The sequence below is a fragment of the Kitasatospora terrestris genome (genome assembly GCF_039542905.1).
GTDB classification, from domain to species: domain Bacteria; phylum Actinomycetota; class Actinomycetes; order Streptomycetales; family Streptomycetaceae; genus Kitasatospora; species Kitasatospora terrestris.
Map to the genome: position 1 here is coordinate 2,820,162 of NZ_BAABIS010000001.1, position 16,767 is coordinate 2,836,928.

Annotated in this window: 12 protein-coding genes and 1 tRNA gene; 3 read left to right on the plus strand and 10 right to left on the minus strand. The window is 75.8% G+C overall.

Annotated features, from left to right (window positions below):
- The first annotated feature begins 1 nt into the window (after nucleotide 1).
- On the plus strand, nucleotides 2–265 hold the full coding sequence (locus ABEB06_RS13000) for a hypothetical protein (RefSeq protein ID WP_345697016.1): 264 nt from the start codon (nucleotides 2–4) through the stop codon (nucleotides 263–265).
- A 24-nt stretch (nucleotides 266–289) separates the two neighbouring features.
- Here the strand turns inward: ABEB06_RS13000 and ABEB06_RS13005 are convergent, their stop codons facing one another.
- The 4 genes from ABEB06_RS13005 to ABEB06_RS13020 all read right to left on the minus strand — a co-directional run bounded on the left by ABEB06_RS13005 (nucleotide 290) and on the right by ABEB06_RS13020 (nucleotide 6,335).
- On the minus strand, nucleotides 290–3,064 hold the full coding sequence (locus ABEB06_RS13005; RefSeq protein ID WP_345697017.1) for a ComEC/Rec2 family competence protein: 2,775 nt from the start codon (nucleotides 3,062–3,064) through the stop codon (nucleotides 290–292).
- Between the two features lie 133 nt (nucleotides 3,065–3,197).
- A complete protein-coding gene (locus tag ABEB06_RS13010) occupies nucleotides 3,198–4,304 on the minus strand; it encodes a helix-hairpin-helix domain-containing protein (RefSeq protein ID WP_345697018.1) in 1,107 nt (368 codons plus the stop codon).
- A gap of 158 nt (nucleotides 4,305–4,462) precedes the next feature.
- Entirely contained in the window at nucleotides 4,463–5,308 is an 846-nt protein-coding gene (locus ABEB06_RS13015; protein ID WP_345697019.1) for a DegV family protein, read from the minus strand.
- A 256-nt stretch (nucleotides 5,309–5,564) separates the two neighbouring features.
- Nucleotides 5,565–6,335, minus strand: coding sequence for a hypothetical protein (locus tag ABEB06_RS13020; RefSeq protein WP_345697020.1), 771 nt, complete (start codon nucleotides 6,333–6,335; stop codon nucleotides 5,565–5,567).
- A 309-nt stretch (nucleotides 6,336–6,644) separates the two neighbouring features.
- Between ABEB06_RS13020 and ABEB06_RS13025 the strand changes: the two genes are divergently transcribed.
- Nucleotides 6,645–7,598: a helix-turn-helix transcriptional regulator gene (locus tag ABEB06_RS13025; RefSeq protein WP_345697021.1), complete on the plus strand. Its 954-nt coding sequence runs from the start codon at nucleotides 6,645–6,647 to the stop codon at nucleotides 7,596–7,598.
- 183 nt (nucleotides 7,599–7,781) lie between these two features.
- Here the strand turns inward: ABEB06_RS13025 and ABEB06_RS13030 are convergent, their stop codons facing one another.
- From ABEB06_RS13030 to ABEB06_RS13055, 6 genes are all read right to left on the minus strand, one after another.
- A complete protein-coding gene (locus tag ABEB06_RS13030; RefSeq protein WP_345697022.1) occupies nucleotides 7,782–8,375 on the minus strand; it encodes a hypothetical protein in 594 nt (197 codons plus the stop codon).
- Nucleotides 8,372–9,553 carry a hypothetical protein gene (locus ABEB06_RS13035; RefSeq protein WP_345697023.1) on the minus strand — a complete coding sequence of 394 codons (1,182 nt, stop codon included), beginning with the start codon at nucleotides 9,551–9,553 and terminating at the stop codon, nucleotides 8,372–8,374. Before ABEB06_RS13035 ends, ABEB06_RS13030 begins: the two co-directional genes overlap by 4 nt.
- 74 nt (nucleotides 9,554–9,627) lie before the next feature.
- Nucleotides 9,628–12,501 carry a leucine--tRNA ligase gene (gene leuS, locus ABEB06_RS13040; RefSeq protein WP_345697024.1) on the minus strand — a complete coding sequence of 958 codons (2,874 nt, stop codon included), beginning with the start codon at nucleotides 12,499–12,501 and terminating at the stop codon, nucleotides 9,628–9,630.
- Between the two features lie 291 nt (nucleotides 12,502–12,792).
- Entirely contained in the window at nucleotides 12,793–14,082 is a 1,290-nt protein-coding gene (locus tag ABEB06_RS13045) for an NsdA family TPR-like regulatory protein (protein ID WP_345697025.1), read from the minus strand.
- 99 nt (nucleotides 14,083–14,181) lie between these two features.
- Nucleotides 14,182–14,254: transfer RNA gene (locus ABEB06_RS13050), tRNA-Ala, on the minus strand.
- 65 nt (nucleotides 14,255–14,319) lie between these two features.
- Complete coding sequence (locus ABEB06_RS13055) at nucleotides 14,320–15,762, minus strand: MFS transporter (RefSeq protein WP_345697026.1); 1,443 nt, start codon at nucleotides 15,760–15,762, stop codon at nucleotides 14,320–14,322.
- A gap of 95 nt (nucleotides 15,763–15,857) precedes the next feature.
- Here ABEB06_RS13055 and ABEB06_RS13060 point away from each other — a divergent pair, with 95 nt between their 5' ends.
- The gene (locus ABEB06_RS13060; protein WP_345697027.1) at nucleotides 15,858–16,745 is read left to right on the plus strand and encodes a helix-turn-helix transcriptional regulator; all 888 of its coding nucleotides are present in this window, start codon (nucleotides 15,858–15,860) and stop codon (nucleotides 16,743–16,745) included.
- Nucleotides 16,746–16,767: the final 22 nt, after the last annotated feature.

Consider the following 16,767-nt stretch of genomic DNA (forward strand, 5'->3'; position numbering starts at 1 on the left):
GGTGACCGCGAACCATGACCGCCAGCTGCTCGTCCTGCCCGACCGCGACGCCGCCGAGGCCGTCGCGGAGGAGCTGTCCGCCCGCTGGCCCGCACTGGCCGATCCGGAGGTCGTCCGGGACTCGCTGGCCGGCGAGGACGACGCCGAGGACGCCCAGTGGCTGGTCGTCCTGGAGGCCCCCGAGGAGGACGGCTGGACGGCCGAGGTGCTGGAGGGCCTCGACGGCCTGATCGCCGAGCACGACGGCTGGCGCGAGCAGGACTGACGCCCCGCCGGACGGCCGGGACGGTCAGCCGCGCGGCGGGTGGGGGTGGGTGGCCGCGGTCAGCCGGTCGTGGGTGCCGAGGACGGCGATGTCCCCTCGCTGGTCGGTGCGCAGGACGGTGGCGCCGAGCCCCCGCAGGTCCGCGACGGTGTACGGGGACGGGTGCCCGTACGGGTTGCCGATGCCGCAGGAGATCAGGGCCAGCCTCGGGTGCAGAGCGGCCGTCAGCGCCCGGTCCTGGTTGGCGGAGCCGTGGTGGGCGACCTTCAGCACGTCCACCGGTCCGGGTGGCGGACCGCGGCGCAGCAGCGCCGCCTGCGCGGCCGGTTCGAGGTCGCCGAGCAGGGCGATCCGGACGGCGTCCCGGCCGGTGCCGACGGTGACCAGCAGGGCGACGCTCGCGTTGTTCGGACCGGGCGCGTCCGGTGCCGGGACGGTGTCCGGCCACAGCACCTCCCAGCTCAGGCCGGGGCCGGCCGTCCGCCGCTCGCCCCGACCGGCCCGGAGGACCGGGATCCGCGCGGCCTGCGCCCACCCGGTGACCCGAGCCCGCTCGCCGGGCGGCGCGTCCAGCGTGGTGACCTGCAGCGCGCCGACCGCACGGCCCCGCAGCACGCCGGGCAGGCCCTCGGCGTGGTCCGCGTGGAAGTGGGTCAGGACGAGGATCGGGATCCGGCTGACGCCCAGCTCGCGCAGGCACGCGTCGGCGGCTTTCGGCTCCGGGCCGGCGTCCACCACCACCGCGCTGTCGCCGCCGAGCGGCAGCACCGCCATGTCGCCCTGGCCGATGTCGCACAGGACGAGCCGCCAGCCGGGCGGCGGCCAGCCGGTCGCGATCCGGACCAGGCTCGGCGGACGGAGCAGCACCGCCGGGAGCAGCACCGCCAGCGCGAGGGCGAGCAGCGCGCGGGCCCGGTTGCCGCGCAGCCGTCGGGTGGCGAGCAGCGGCGGGACGGCCCAGCAGAGCGCGACGGTCACCGCGACGAGCAGGCCCGCGCCGACGGGGCCGTGCGGCCAGGCGAGTTCGGCACCCGGCAACGCGGCCCCGCGCCGGGCCACCGTGACGAGCCATGCGGCCGGCACCGCGGCCAGGTCCGCGAGGAAACGAGCGGCCGGGTGGGAGATCGGGTCGGCGGCGAGCACGGCGAAACCGAGCAGGGTCGCCGGGGCGACCGCCGCCTCGGCGAGCAGGTTGCAGGGGACGGCGACCAGGCTGACGCGCGGCGCGAGCAGGATCGTCACCGGTGCGCAGAACGCCTGGGCGGCGGCGGTCGCCGCGACGGCGGAGGCGAGATGGGGCGGCCAGCGGCGGGCCTGCAGAGCGGCCGCCCAGCGCGGCCCGAGGGTGAGCAGCCCGCCGGTGGCGAGAGCGGACAGCAGGAATCCGTAGGAGCGGGCGAGCGGTGGGTCGAGCAGCAGCAGGACCAGCACGGCGCCGCAGAGGGCGGGCAGGCCCTGTCGGGGCCGGCCGGTGGCGAGGGCGAGCAACGCGATGAGACCGGTGGCCGCGGCGCGCAGGACGCTCGGGTCGGGTCGGCAGACGGTGACGAAGGCGAGCGTCAACGCGGTGCCGACGGCGGCGGTCGTCCGCAGGGAGAGGCCGAGCCGGGCGGCGAGGCCGCCGCGGCGGGCGGTGCCGGCGGTGCTCGGCGTGCCCAGCAGGACGGCGAGCAGGATCCCGAAGTTCGCGCCGCTGACGGCGGTCAGGTGACCGAGGTCGGTGGCGCGGAAGGCGTCGGCGAGGTCGTCGGGGAGGCGGGAGGTGTCGCCGACCACCAGGCCGGGGAGCAGGCCCCGGGTGTCGGGCGGCAGGTGGTCGCAGGCGTCGCGCAGGCCGGCCCGGAGCCTGGCGGCGGCGCGCTGCGGAAGGCTCGGCGGGGCGAGGAGCCGGGGCGGGCCCAGGGCGACCAGCAGGGCGGCGGAGTCGGTACGGGCGGTGGTGGCGGTTCGGGCTGCGGTGACGGGGCCGTCGGCGACGGCACCGGCCGGCGAGGCGGACGGGGTGGCGGACGGGGCGGCGGGGCCGGAAGTTGACGCGTCGTCCGCCGTCGGACGGCTGTCGGGACCTGCGGCGGACAGGGCGCGGACGGCGGGTGCGAGCGGCACGGCCTCGCCGGACGTCGCGGGCGGAGGATCCGGGACGGGCGGCGGTGGCCCCGCAAGCGCAGGCGGGGCGAGTGGGGTGGCCGAGGCGGGTGAGGGGGCCGGGGCTTCGGGGGCAACCGGGGCTTCGGGCGCGGCCGGGGCTTCGGGCGCGGCGTTGGGCAGGACATGGACGGCGGCGCGGAGGCGGGTCGACGGGATCAGGGTGCGCCAGGCGGCGGCGTCCTTGGCGCGGACCGTCACGGTCACCGGGGTGCGGGTCGCGGTCGCGCCGACCCGGTCGACCCTGGCCGGCACGAGCAGCCTGGGCTGGCCGGGCGTGGTGCCGTTGGTGTGGCCGGTACGGGACTTGGGGTCGCCGGTGACGGTCAGGTCGACCGTCAGCTCGGCACCGGAGACGGCGAGCGCGGGGAGCGGCCCCCGGTAGAGGTCAGCGGTGTGCAGGACGGTGGTGGTGACGGCGGCTGTGGCGGTCAGCAGCGCGGCGGCGAGCGTCCGGAGGAGCGCGGTGCGGCGGGGTGTGCGGACGGCGAGCAGGAGGAGGGCGAGAAGCACGGCCGGCACGGCGAGCAGTGGCAGCTCGCTCCGGCTGAGAGGGCCGGCGCCGAGGACGAGGGCAGTGACCGCCCAGGCGGTGGCCGTGGGGACCAGGAGGCGGAGGTCGGCGGGCGGGAGGGCGACGGGCTTGGCGGACATCGGCACCTCCCTGAGCGGTCGGGTGCAGCTGTGGAGGTCGGGGCGTGGGCGGCGGCGCAACGGAGGCGGACCGGGCACCGGCCACCCGGGCATCCGGCATCTGGCATCCGGATCCGGCATCCGCCGCGAGGTGTCAGAGCGTCAGCAGGGGCTTGAGGTCGTCGAACTTGCGTGGGCCGATACCGCCGACCTGGCGGAGCTCGTCGAGGGAGCTGAACGGGCCGTGAGCCAGGCGGTACTGGACGATGCGCTGCGCGAGGGTCGGGCCGACGCCGGGGAGGGTGTCGAGCTGTTCGGTGGTGGCGCGGTTGAGGCTCAGCGGTCCGGCGGGGGCGGCGGAGCCGGCGGGCGGCGGGCCGCCGACCAGGATCTGCTCGCCGTCGGTGAGGACGCGGGCGAGGTTGAGCCCGTCGGTGTCGGTGCCGGGGAGGGCTCCCCCGGCGGCGCGCAGGGCGTCGGCGACGCGGGAGCCGCCGGGCAGCGTCCGCAGACCCGGGTTCTGGACGTCACCCGCGACGTCGACCACGACCTGTGCGCCTCCGACCTGCGCTCCTCCGATCGGGACGGGCGGGCCGGGGCCGCTGCGGCCGGCGGAGGACGTCGCTGCGGGAACGCTGCCCGCGACCGCCGGAATGGGCACCGGCTGGGGTCGGCCCAGCCAGAAGTGCTGGACCGCGTACCCGACGGCGAGAACGAGCAGCAGCGACAGGCCGAGCACCGCCCGCCGGTCGAAGGCGAGGGCCGGATGGAGTGTCAGGGGCAGCCGCCTCGGCGGCGGGTCGGCGGCAACGGGGTCGGTGTCCTGCGGTCGGGTCGGCTCCGGCGGTCGGGCGCCGGGACGGGTGGACGTGGTCGGCTCCGGGCGGTCGGCGGCGGGCAGCGGGGTCGAAGGGCCGATGTCGGACGGCCCGGTCGTCGGGCCGACGGCGGGCACCGCATTCGTCGGACCGGCGGGCGGCGGGTTCGTCAGGCCTGCGGGCGGGTCGCCGGACGGATCACCGGGCGGCGGCAGCCCCGCTGGCTCCACCGGCGACGTCGCGCGCCCGCCCGCCACCCCGGCTCCGCCCACCGACTCGGCGGCCACCGGCGGACGGACACCACCCGCCGGCACCGGCTCGGCCAGGAGAACGGCCTCACCCGTGCCGAAGGGCGGCGCGCCCGTGAAGAGCTGGGACAGGCGACCGCGCGCGGCGTCGGCGGTCTCTCGGCGGCGGGCAGCACCCGGGACGAAGGTCTTCATGGCGTGGACCGTACGTCCGGCCCCGGAGCCCCGTCAGAGACGGCCGCCAAGCTGTGGACAAACCCCGCCTGTGGACAACCCTTGTCCCCCGGACGAGCGAGTTTCGACGGCCCGGCCACCGCCACCCCCGGCACCGACGGCCCGGCACCGATGACCCGTCAGCGCGGTGAGACCACGACCGCCAGCAGGCCCGGCCCGACGTGGGCGCCGATCACCGCGCCGACCTCGCTCACGTACAGCTCCCGCAGACCGGGCACCCGTGCCCGCAGGCGCTCCGCGAGCGGCTCGGCCCGGTCCTCGGCGGCGAGGTGGTGGACGGCGATGTCGACCTCGCGGTCGGCCGCGCAGTCGACGGCGATCTCTTCGAGCCTGGCGATCGCGCGGGAGGCGGTGCGGACCTTCTCCAGCGGCTCGATCCGGCCGCCGGACAGGTGCAGCAGCGGCTTCACCGCCAGGGCGGATCCGACCAGGGCCCGGGCGGCGCCGATCCGGCCGCCCCGGCGGAGGTGCTCCAGCGTGTCGACGTAGAAGAAGCTCCGGGTCTCCTCGGCGCGGCGCTCGGCGGCCGCGACGGCGCCGTCCAGGTCGGCACCGGCCTCGGCGGCCCCGGCCGCGGCGAGGACGCACATGCCCAGGGCCATGCCGACCAGTCGGCTGTCGACCACGCGGACCGGGACGACCGCCTCGGCGGCTGCCAGCTGGGCGGCTTCCGCCGTGCCGGACAGCTCACCGCTGATGTGCACCGAGACGACGCCACTCGCCCCGGCCTCGGCGGCGGCCCGGTAGGCGGCGGCGAAGGTCTCGGGGCTGGGGCGGGAGGTCGTCACCCGGTGCCTGCCGCGCAGCGCCTCGGCGACGTCCTTGGGGGAGATTTCGACGCCCTCGGCCAACACCTCGTCACCGACCGCGACGCTCAGCGGGACCACCCGGATCCGGTGTCGGTCGACGGCTTCCTGCGGGAGGTACGCCGTGGAGTCGGTGACAAGTGCGAGGTGCCCGGGCATGTGCCGGAGGTTACCTTCCGCCCGCACCGGACAACAGCGCCGGGCCACGTGGAACCCACCCACGCGGCGGACCCGGTCGACGGCGCGGGGACCCCGCGCCCACCGACGGACGGACAACGAACCGGCCGCAGCGGTCGGCCACGGAGAACAAACCGGCCCCAGCGGTCGGCCACGGACAACGAACCGGCCGCAGCGGTGGGCCACGGCCGGTCGACTACCGGCAGTCACCTATGGACGACCGGCCACCCGCGGGCGGTTACGGCCGGTCGGCGGCGGCCGGGCCGGGGCGCCCGGGCTTGCGGAGGCGTTCGGCGAGTCGGCTGAGCGGTTCGGCGGCGAGGCCGAGGAGCTCCTCGGCGCTGGGCTGGCGCCCGGCGGTGATCCCACGGCGCGGCGCTTCACGTTCCGCGCCGGCGGAGCCACGCGAGGCCCCGGCCCCGGCAGCAGCATCCGCGGGCCCGGTCGACGTGTCGGCCGGGGTCCAGTGCCGGAGGGCACCCGCCTCGTCCTCGCACTCCTTGCTCAGCCGCACCAGCTCGTCGTCGGCGAAGCGTCGCATGCGGTCCTGGGCGGCCCAGCGCAGCGAGTCGGCGGAGTGGGTGATCCGATCGGCGCGTTCGCGCAGTTCGGGGAGTTTGGCGCTGACCCGGGCGGCGTCGGGTTCGCGCTCCAGCAGGCGCAGTTCGGTGTCGAGTTCGGCGGCGTGGGTGTCCAGCCTGGCGAGCAGCTGGAGTGCCTCGCCGAGCTGGCTGTCCTCGACGTGGCCGGCCTGGAGGACCTGCCGGGTCGAGTCGAGGGCGGTCCGCAGTTCGAGCCGGACCGCGGCGAGCTTGCCCGGGTCTCCGGGCTTGGCGAAGCTCTTCGCCTTGAGGGTGGCGTTCTCCACGGCCCTCCGGGCCTTGACCTCCTGCTTGTGCACCCCGTCGGCGACGGCCTTGACGGCCTTCACCGTGACGATCACCGCCAGGATCAGCAGGGTCAGTCCGAAAGCGGCGGCCAGGGCGACCACCACACCGAGCGCATCCATCGGGAGCCCACCTTCCGCCCGTCCGGCCCGGGACCGCCGGCTGCGGTCCGTGCGAGTGCCGGGCCTCCACCGTAGCCCGCGAGCCGGGCCGGGAGGAGGTCGTACGGGCGCTCGGAACCGGAGATCAGGGAGACGTCAGGGATGGTCTCAGGGTTCGCCGAGGGCGGTAGCCGGTCCCGCCGGGTGCGACGGCCTGGCCCGCCGGGTACGACGGCCAGTCCCACCGTGCGCGACGGCCGAGCCCGCCGTGCGCGACGGCCGAGCCCGCCGAGGGCGGTAGCTGTCCGCGATCGCTGCCAGACTGGCGGCATGTTGGAGACCTCGGCCCGTCTGCTGCGCCTGCTCTCGCTGCTCCAGGTCCGCCGCGACTGGTCGGGCGCGGACCTGGCGACCCGCCTCGACGTGGACGTCCGCACGGTCCGCCGGGACGTGGAGAAGCTGCGCACCCTCGGGTACCCGGTGGACTCCGCCCCGGGTGTGGCGGGCGGCTACCGGCTCGGCGCGGGGGCGGAGATGCCGCCGCTGCTGCTGGACGACGAGGAGGCGGTCGCGGTCGCGATGGGCCTGCGGACGGCGGCGGGCGGGACGATCGACGGCATCGAGGAGTCCTCGGTCCGGGCCCTGGCGAAGCTGCAGCAGGTGATGCCGTCCCGGCTGCGGCACCGGGTGGAGTCGCTCGCGGTGGCGACCGTGGCGCTGGGCAGCAACGGTCCGACGGTGGACGCGGAGGCGCTGACCGCGATCGCCGCCGCGTGCCGGGCGGCGGAACGGCTGCGCTTCGACTACCGGGCGCACGACGGGAGCGAGAGCCGCCGGGACGTGGAGCCACACCGGCTGGTGCACTCCGGCACCCGCTGGTACCTGGTCGCGTACGACACCGCCCGCGCGGACTGGCGGAACTTCCGGGTCGACCGGATCACCCTCAAGCCGCCGTCCGGCCCGCGCTTCACCCCGCGCCGGCCGCCGGACGAGGACGTGCGCCGCTGGGCGTCGTGGGAGGTGGCGGTCGGCCAGTACCGCTACCAGGCGCGGTTCACGGTGCGGGCACCGGCGCACGTGGTGGCGGCCCGGGTGACGCCGACGTCGGGACTGGTCGAGCCGATCGACGAGGACAGCTGCACGCTGCGGGCGGGGTCCAACTCGCTGGACGGTCTGGCGGTGCACATCGCCGTACTGGGCTTCGAGTTCACCGTGCACGAGCCGCCGGAGCTGGTCGAGCGGGTCCGCGTCCTGGCCGACCGCCTGCACGCCGCGTCGCCCTGAGCGGAGCGGCACCGGAACCGAGCGCGCCGGCACCGGAACGCTGCCGGCCGCCCCCGGAACGTCCCCGGAGCGTCCGGAGGCGTCCCCGGAGCGTCCGGAGGCGTCCCCGGAACGCCCGGCGGCGGCCCCGGAACGCCCAGCGGCGGCCCCGGAACGCCCGGCGGCCCGAAAAAGCGGCAGCACTCAGGAGCGCAGCAACCGCACACCGTGCCGCAGCCGCACCGCGCCCGGCAGGTCGTAGTGCAGCCGGCGTTCGGCGAGGACGTGTCCGTGGGCGGCGAGGCTGCCGGCGACCGTGCAGCGCGCGGTCCTGGCGGACATCAACCGGGCCCGGCGGACCACCGCCACCAGCGCTTCCACCTCGAACGACACCTCCAGGGCAAGTTCCAGGACGCCCACCGGTACGCCGTCGACCAGCAGCTCGACCCCGGGCCGGTGGCTGGAGCTGATCCGGTGCCGGGCCATCGTCACCACCTCCTCGCTGCCGGGCGCGTCGCGGGTGCGCCGGGCGGCGGCGCGCAGCGCGGAGTGGCGGGCCCAGCCGCCGGCGGCGAGGTCGAGCAGGTCCAGGGCGAGCAGGCGGTCGAGCACGGCGGCGACCTCGTGCTCGACGGCGCGCCCGCCCGCGCCGGTGAGCCGACCGGCCCCGCCGACCAGGGCGGGGACGGCGCCCTGGCGGTGCAGCGAGTCCTCGATGGCGGAGACCGGGTCGACCTGTCGGCCGTCGAACAGGACGTCCCGGACGGTGACGGGTCCGACGGTGGTGGGGGTGCTCATCGCTCGGCCTCCTCGATGCGCTGGGTGCCCGGGTCGGGGCGCGGCTCCAGCCGGACGCTGTGCGAGCGGCCACCCGGGCCGGTGTCGACGCCTGTGACGCCTGTACGGATGCCTGTGCCGACGCCTGTGCCGACGCCCGTGCCCGTGCCCGTGGCTTCGGCGACCCGGTACCGGCCGGGCCCGGCCGGCCGGCCGTGGGCGGTGATGTGCTTGCCGACCCAGCCGGGTCCGCGCCGCCGCGAGAGCCCGTACCCGCTCGCGCCCGCGAGCAGCGCCACCCCGCCGAGCACGGCGCCCCACTGCGCCCCGGTCAGCCCCGCTCCCCCGCCGTCGGCGGACCCGTCCCCGAACCCACCCGAGCCGCCCGAACCACCGGAACCGCCCGAACCGCCCGAACCGCCACCCGAGCCGCCCGAGCCGCCGCCGGTGACGCTCAACCCCGAGTCGTCCGTCGGGATCCCGGCGGTGCCGCCCTCGATCACCGTGAAGGGGGCCTCGGCCACCCCCGGCCGGTCCGCGCAGGCGGCGTACAGCGTGTGCGGACCGGCCGCCAGGCCGGCCGGAACGGTCAGGCCCACGTCGAAACCGCGGCCGTCGGCGGAGACCCGGACGGCGGCGTCCCGCCCCGGCTCCCGGGCGTCGAACCAGAGGTCTGCGCGGCCGCCCGCGCAGGCGTCGAACCGGCTGCCGGTGACCTTCACCTGCTGCCCGGCCGCGCCGCTCGTGGGATCGACCACCAGCCGGGGTGCGGCCGCCGACTCCGGCGCGACGACGGTGAAGACGGCGACCGGAGAGCCCGCGACCGGTGAGCCCGAGCCGCCCTGGAGGGCCACCGTCTTGCAGGTCGTCGTGATCCGGTGCTCGCCGGCCTGGGCCCCGTCCGGGACCTTGAACGGGATCGAGAAGTAGCCGCCCTCGGGGTGGGCGTCGGCGGGGTACTTGCCGTCCCACATCACCAGGAAGTCGCCCGTGCAGGCGTCGAAGTGGTGTCCGGTGACCCGGGTGGTGCTGCCCGGCCTGCCCTGGGCGGGCTCCAACGTGAGCGAGGCACCGGTGTCGCCCACCGCGGCGCGGGCACCGACCGCTGCGAGAACGACGAGGGCCACCGCGGCCGCGATGCCGAGGAGCACCGCGGTCGGCCCGACCTTGGGGGACCGCACGGGCCGTGACACGTCCATCGGAAACGATTGTCCCCGCCCCCGCCGGCACTCACCAGCGAGAACGGGGACCGTCGGTCCGGGGCCGTGCGGCGTCAGCCGGTGACGATGTTCACCAGCTTCGGCGCGCGGGCGATGACCTTGCGCACCGGCGCGTCGCCGATCGCGGCGACCACGGCCGGGTCGGCCAGGGCCAGCGCCTCCAGGTCCGCGTCGGAGATCGACGGGGCGACCTCCAGGCGGGCCTTGACCTTGCCCTTGATCTGCACGACGCAGGTGACCGTCTCGTCCACCACGTACGCCGGGTCGGCGACCGGGTAGTCCGCGAAGGCCAGCGACTCCTCGTGGCCCAGGCGGCGCCACAGCTCCTCGGCGATGTGCGGGGCCAGCGGGGCGACCATCAGCACGATCTGCTCGGCCACCTCGCGCGGGGTGGAGCCGCGCTTCACCAGGTAGTTGTTCAGCTCGATGGCCTTGGCGACGGCCGTGTTGAAGCGCAGGCCGGCCATGTCGCCGCGGATGCCGTCGATCGCCTTGTGCAGGGCGCGCAGCGTCGCCTCGTCGGCGGGCTCGTCGGTGACGACCAGCTCGCCGGTGGTCTCCGAGACGATGTTGCGCCACAGCCGCTGCAGGAAGCGGTACGAGCCGACGACGGCGCGGGTGTCCCACGGGCGGGAGACGTCCAGCGGGCCCATCGACATCTCGTACAGGCGCAGGGTGTCCGCGCCGTACTCGTCGGCGATCTCGTCGGGGGCGACGGCGTTCTTCAGGGACTTGCCCATCTTGCCGGCCTCGCGCTTGACCGGCTCGCCCTGCCAGGAGTACTGGCCGTCCCGCTCCTCGACCTCGGCGGCCGGGACCGGGAAGCCCCGCTCGTCGCGGTACACGTCGGCGGTGATCATGCCCTGGTTGAACAGCTTGTGGAACGGCTCGACCGAGGACACGTGGCCCAGGTCGTGCAGCACCTTGTGCCAGAAGCGGGCGTACAGCAGGTGCAGCACCGCGTGCTCGGCACCGCCGACGTACAGGTCGACGCCGCCGGCCGGCTTCTCGGCCGTCGGGCCCATCCAGTACGCCTCGTTGGCCGGGTCGACCACCCGGGCGGAGTTCACCGGGTCGACGTAGCGCAGCTCGTACCAGCAGGAGCCGGCCCAGTTGGGCATGGTGTTGGTCTCGCGGCGGTACGTCCGGACGCCGTCGCCCAGGTCCAGCTCGACGGTGACCCAGTCCTCGTTGCGGGACAGCGGGGTCTTCGGCGAGGAGGTGGCGTCGTCCGGGTCGTAGGTGTGCGGCGAGTAGTCCTCGACCTCGGGGACCTCGACCGGCAGCATCGACTCGGGCAGCGCGTGCATGGCGCCGGTCTCGTCGTAGACGATCGGGAAGGGCTCGCCCCAGTACCGCTGGCGGCTGAACAGCCAGTCGCGCAGGCGGTAGTTGACGGTGCCCTCGCCGATGCCGCGCTCGGCCAGCCAGCCGGTGACGCGGGCCTTGGCGTCGACGACGCTCAGCCCGTCCAGCGACAGGTCCTCGCGGGCGGAGTTGACGATGACGGAGTCGTAGGTGTCGAAGGCGTCGTCCCAGGCGGCCGGGTCCTCGCCGCGGCCGTCGGTGGGCTCGACCACGCAGCGCATCGGCAGCGCGAAGGCGCGGGCGAAGGCGAAGTCGCGGTGGTCGTGGGCCGGGACGGCCATGATCGCGCCGGTGCCGTAGCCCATCAGCACGTAGTCCGCGATGAAGACCGGGACCTGCTCGCCGCTGACCGGGTTGGTCGCGTACGCGCCGGTGAAGACGCCGGTCTTGACCTTGGCCTCGACCTGGCGCTCGACGTCCGACTTGGCGGCGGCGGTGGCCCGGTAGGCGGCCACGGCCTCGGCCGGGGTGGCGGCGCCGCCGGTCCACTCGGCGGGGACATCGGCGGGCCAGGCGGCCGGGACGATCGAGTCGACCAGGCCGTGCTCGGGGGCCAGCACCATGTAGGTGGCGCCGAACAGGGTGTCCGGGCGGGTGGTGAAGACGGTGATCCGGTCCTCGCCGACGGCGAAGTCGACGCGGGCGCCCTCGGAGCGGCCGATCCAGTTGCGCTGCTGCAGCTTGATGGCCTCGGGCCAGTCCAGCAGGTCCAGGTCGGCGATCAGGCGGTCGGAGTACGCGGTGATCCGCATCATCCACTGGCGCAGGTTGGACTTGAAGACCGGGAAGTTGCCGCGCTCGGAGCGGCCGTCCGCGGTGACCTCCTCGTTGGCCAGCACGGTGCCCAGGCCGGGGCACCAGTTGACCGGCACCTCCTTGGAGTACGCCAGGCGGTACTCGCTCAGCACCTCGTCGCGCTCGACGCCGGACAGCTCGGACCAGCCGCGGCCGCCCGGGACCTCACGGGCGCCGGACTCGAACTGGCCGATCAGCTCGGCGATCGGGCGGGCCCTGCCGGCCTCGGCGTCGTACCAGGAGTTGAAGATCTGCAGAAAGATCCACTGGGTCCAGCGGTAGTAGTCCGGGTCGATCGTGGAGATCGAGCGGCGCGAGTCGTGGCCCAGGCCCAGCCGGCGCAGCTGCTGGCGCATGTTGGCGATGTTGGCCTCGGTGGACACCCGCGGGTGGGTGCCGGTCTGCACCGCGTACTGCTCGGCGGGCAGGCCGAAGGCGTCGTAGCCCAGGGTGTGCAGCACGTTGTGGCCGGTCATCCGCTGGTAGCGGGCGTACACGTCGGTGGCGATGTACCCCAGCGGGTGGCCGACGTGCAGGCCCGCGCCGGACGGGTACGGGAACATGTCCATGATGAAGCTGTGCGGCTTCCCGGAGACCTCGGAGCCGTCGGCCAGCGGACCGGTGGGGTTGGGGGCGTTGAACGTCCCCTCCTTCTCCCACAGGTCCTGCCAGCGGGACTCGATCTCGGCGGCCAGCGCGGCGCCGTAGCGGAAAGGCTCGGTGGCGGCTTCGGCCGCGCCGGAAGCGGGGGTCGTCTCGCTCATGGTCCTTCGGGCTCCATCGTCATCAGTCAGCGAACACACCGTAGAAAGCAGAAAACCCCTCCGCAGGAGGGGTCGCCACGCTGACTCCGGCCTCGGCCGGTCCTGGTCAGCGCGGCCGGCTAAGCAGCAGGCGCACGGTTCGCATGGCCTCAGGGTACCGCACGCCCCACCTCCTCCCGCCTGACATTCCGCCCCTCGGCGCCGCCGCTCCGCCCGCGAGGCCCCGTCGAAGCCGCGCGGGGCCGACCCGCTCCGCCCGCGAGACCTACCTGCTCCGCCCGCGGGGCCGGCCTACTCCGCCCGCAGGGCCGAGTCGAAGTCGCGCAGCGCCCGCGCGACCCGCGCCGACTGCATGCCGGCCGCCAGCAGCCTGGCCCGGTCGGCGGCCCGGACCGCCTCGTCGAGGTCCCCGGTGCGCCGGTAGGAGTCGGCCAGCCGGACCATCAGCAGCGCCCGGCCCCGGGCCCGCTCGGGCGACAGCTCGGAGATCGCCCGGGAGAGCAGTTCCCGGGCCCGCTCGTGCTCGCCGAGGAACAGGTACGCCTCCCCCACCATGCCCTCCAGGTCGGCCCGCTCCTGCGGCCCCGACTCCGGGCCCTCCAACGCCCGGAACGCCCGCTCGGCGACCGCCTCCGCGCTGAACTGCTCGCCCTTGCGGCCGTGCGCCCGGGCGATCCGGCCCAGCTGCAGGGCCCGCTCACGCGGGGTCAGCACCTCGTCCGCGGCGCGCAGCGCGGTGGACAGCATGGCGACCGGGTCCAGGCCCCGGCCGCCCGAGTTGTAGGTGGCCTGCACCGCGAGGCAGCCCACCACGCCGACCCCGAGCCGCGGGTCGCCGGAGACGTGCGCCGCCCGCAGCGCCGCGACGAACGCCCGCTGCGCGGCGGCGTCGTGGCCCAGGTCGTAGGCGGCCCAGCCGACCAGCCGGGCGAGCCGGCTGGCGGCGCCGTAGAGCTCCCGGCCGAGCGCCTCGTCGTAGGAGCCGAGTTCCAGCAGCTTGCCGACCATCGCCAGCTCCGCCTTGGCCGGGTCCAGGATCAGGCCGCCGCCGTAGGCCCGCTCCAGGCGCTGCTTGGACTCGTAGCTCAGCCGCAGGTCGGCGAGCTGCTCGGGGGCGATCCGCAGCGCGCCCTCGCCGCCGGTCACCTCGGGCGGCGGCGAGGCCCAGTGCCGGGCGGCCTGCTCCAGCTCGTCGCCGCGGAACAGGTCGGTCAGCCGGACCGGTGCCGCGTCGGCGCCCGCCTCGCGCAGTGCGGTCTGCGCGGTGTCGGCCGTCCACGGGTCGGTGAGCAGCCGCGGCGAGAGCACCTTGGCGCCGCGGTTGGAGCCCATCTGGCCCCACAGCTGCTCGTAGGTGACGGCGATGCCGACGGCCCGGCCGAGCACCTCGCAGACCGTCTGGTCGTGCGGCGAGCGCGGCACCATGCCGCGGTCCCGCCACTTGTACGGCGCGGTGGAGCTGATCGCCAGCCCGGACGGAAGGACGGCGCTGACCTCCCGGGCCAGCCGCTCCGGGCTCCACCCCAGCTGGTGCAGTATCCGCGCCAGCTCCTCGTTCCGCTTCCGTTCCAGATCGGCCATGGATCCGACCGTAGCGCCCGCGGCACCCCGCCCGTAAGGCGGTTCGGGGAAACGCGAGAGGCCGTCACCCGGATCGGGCGACGGCCTCTCAATTCACTGTGGAGCTATGGAGAATCGAACTCCAGACCTATTGCATGCCATGCAATCGCTCTACCAACTGAGCTATAGCCCCGTGTCGCTGTCCCCGGCGTTTCCCCCGGCGACATCGACAACTGTACACGGTCGGGGACCGTGCCCCTAATTCACTTTCCCGCGGTTCCGCGTCCCCGCCAGCGCGGACAGCGCGGCCAGCACCAGGGCTCCGGTGATCACCGCGTCGGCAGTCCACAGCGCGTGGCCGGAGGCCGCGGCGGTGGCCGGGAAGCGGACCCGGCCGAGGAAGACCGTGCCGAGCACGGCGACGCCGACCACCTGGCCGAGCTGCACCAGGGTGACCACCACGCCGCTGGCGTCGGCGGCGTCCGCCGGGTCGACCCGGGCCAGCGCCCGGCCGAACAGCGGGCTGTACGCGCACCCGGCCGCCAGGCCGAGCCCGGTGAGCACCAGCTCGGCGACCAGGTCGACCGGGCCGCCGTCGCGCAGCAGCCACCCGGTCGCCAGGTAGGCGGGCGCGACCAGGGCCAGGGCGAGCACCGGCAGCACCCGGTGCAGCCGGGCGGGCAGCCGCTGCCAGTGCAGGCTGGAGAGGCCGAAGCCGACCGCGACCGGCGCGGACAGCAGCCCGGCCTTCAGCGCGCTGTGCCCGAGCCCGGCCTGCTGGTGCAGCGCGAAGGCGAACATGAACCCCGCGAAGCCCGCCATCACCAGGAACACCGCCCCGGCGGCCGGCAGCAGCCCGGGCGCGCGCAGCACCCGCGCCGGGACCAACGGCTGGCCGCCGCGCGCGGCGACCCGCCGCTCCACCGCCGCGAAGACGGCGAACAGCACCCCGCTGCCGGCCAGCATCACCCAGCCCCAGGCGGGCCAGCCCAGCTCGTGGCCGAGCACCAGCGGCACCACCAGCAGCCCCAGCGCGAGGGCCAGCACCACCAGGCCGGGCACGTCGAAGCGGCGGCCCGGATCGCCCGGCGCGGCCGGCAGCAGCCGGCGCCCGGCGAGCAGCAGCGCCACGCCGAGCGGCACGTTGACCAGGAACACCGGCCGCCAGCCGGCGCCGAACAGGTCCGCGCTGACCAGCAGCCCGCCGAGCACCTGCCCGGCGGCCATCCCGCCGGCCAGCACCGCCGAGTACAGCCCGAGCGCCCGCACCCGGGCCGGGCCGGTGAAGGTCCGCTGGATCAGGCTCATCACCTGAGGCACCATCACCGCCGCCCCGACGCCCTGCAGCACCCGGAAGCCGATCAGCGCCTCCGTCCCCGGCGCCAGCCCGCAGGCCAGCGAGGCCGCGGTGAAGCCGGCCAGCCCGTACCGGAACAGCCGGGCGTAGCCGTACCGGGCGCCGAGCCGGGCACCGGTGATCAGCAGCACCGCGTACGCGATCGTGTAGCCGGCCACCACCAGCTGCAGGGCGGCGCCGGTGGCGTGCAGGTCGGCCCGGATGGTCGGGACCGCGACGTTGACGATGGCGATGTCGAGCACCGCCATCAGCTGTCCGGCCAGGATCAGGGTGAGCAACGCACCCGGCCGCGGGCCGCCCGGGGCGGCCGCCGCGACGGCGGGGCGGGTCTGAAGGTCCGTCATGGGACCATCGTGGGGCGCCTCGCATACTGGTGGTTAGAGCCTGCTGATCCTGGTACCGGCAGCACCAGGCGGGCCGTCACGACGGGGGGACGAACGTGATCGAGGAAGCCGCGCGCCCGCGGAGCGGGCCCGAGCAGCGACGCACCGAGCTGGCCGCGTTCCTGCGCGCCTGCCGGGCCCGGGTGAGCCCGGAGGCGGTGGGCCTGCCGCCCGGGCCGCGCCGCCGCACCCCGGGCCTGCGCCGGGAGGAGCTGGCGCAGCTCGCCGGCGTCGGGGTCACCTGGTACACGTGGCTGGAGCAGGGCCGCCCGATCAACGCCAGCGCGCAGGTGCTCACCGCGGTGGCCCGGGCGCTGCGGCTGGACGCGGCCGAGCGCGACCACCTGTTCCGGCTGGCCGGGACGCCGACCCCGCAGGCCGGCCCGGCCGCACCGGTGCTGGACCGCACCTGCCAGGTGATCCTGGACGCCCTGGACCCGATGCCCGCCGCGATCTCCAACGGCCGGTACGACGTGCTGCTGCACAACGCCGCGTACGACGCGCTCTTCCCGGGCGCGACCCGGCCCAGCTCGCCCGACGGGCGGCGGAACTCCATGTGGTGCGCCTTCACCGTGCCCGCCTGCTGCAACCCGTTCCTGAACCGGGCCGAGGAGCTGCCCCGGATGGTCGGGCGGCTGCGCGGCGCGTACGGGCGGCACGTCGGCGAACCGGTCTGGGAGGAGTACCTCCGGGACCTGGGCGCGGCCAGTGCGGAGTTCCGCGAGCTGTGGGCCCGGCAGGAGGTGGCGCCGCCGCGGACCTCGCGGAAGGTGTTCCGGCACGCGGCGGTCGGCGAGATGGTCTTCGAGGCGGCGTACCTGACCATCCCGGCCGCGCCCGAGTGCCACCTGGTGGTCTACACGCCGGAGGGCCCGGAGGACCGCCGCCGGATGGAGCGCCTGGTGGCCGACCCCGGCCTGCCCGCCGTCGACCACGTGCACTGACGCGGAAAGCCGCCGTCCTGGG

What these genes read in the sequence shown, in the direction of transcription:
- ABEB06_RS13005 (WP_345697017.1), bottom strand. Translation starts at nt 3,064, where the DNA reads ATGTCCGCCAAGCCCGTCGCCCTCCCGCCCGCCGACCTCCGCCTCCTG.
- ABEB06_RS13010 (WP_345697018.1), bottom strand. Translation starts at nt 4,304, where the DNA reads ATGAAGACCTTCGTCCCGGGTGCTGCCCGCCGCCGAGAGACCGCCGAC.
- ABEB06_RS13015 (WP_345697019.1), bottom strand. Translation starts at nt 5,308, where the DNA reads ATGCCCGGGCACCTCGCACTTGTCACCGACTCCACGGCGTACCTCCCG.
- ABEB06_RS13020 (WP_345697020.1), bottom strand. Translation starts at nt 6,335, where the DNA reads ATGGATGCGCTCGGTGTGGTGGTCGCCCTGGCCGCCGCTTTCGGACTG.
- ABEB06_RS13025 (WP_345697021.1), top strand. Translation starts at nt 6,645, where the DNA reads ATGTTGGAGACCTCGGCCCGTCTGCTGCGCCTGCTCTCGCTGCTCCAG.
- ABEB06_RS13030 (WP_345697022.1), bottom strand. Translation starts at nt 8,375, where the DNA reads ATGAGCACCCCCACCACCGTCGGACCCGTCACCGTCCGGGACGTCCTG.
- ABEB06_RS13035 (WP_345697023.1), bottom strand. Translation starts at nt 9,553, where the DNA reads ATGGACGTGTCACGGCCCGTGCGGTCCCCCAAGGTCGGGCCGACCGCG.
- leuS (WP_345697024.1), bottom strand. Translation starts at nt 12,501, where the DNA reads ATGAGCGAGACGACCCCCGCTTCCGGCGCGGCCGAAGCCGCCACCGAG.
- ABEB06_RS13045 (WP_345697025.1), bottom strand. Translation starts at nt 14,082, where the DNA reads ATGGCCGATCTGGAACGGAAGCGGAACGAGGAGCTGGCGCGGATACTG.
- ABEB06_RS13055 (WP_345697026.1), bottom strand. Translation starts at nt 15,762, where the DNA reads ATGACGGACCTTCAGACCCGCCCCGCCGTCGCGGCGGCCGCCCCGGGC.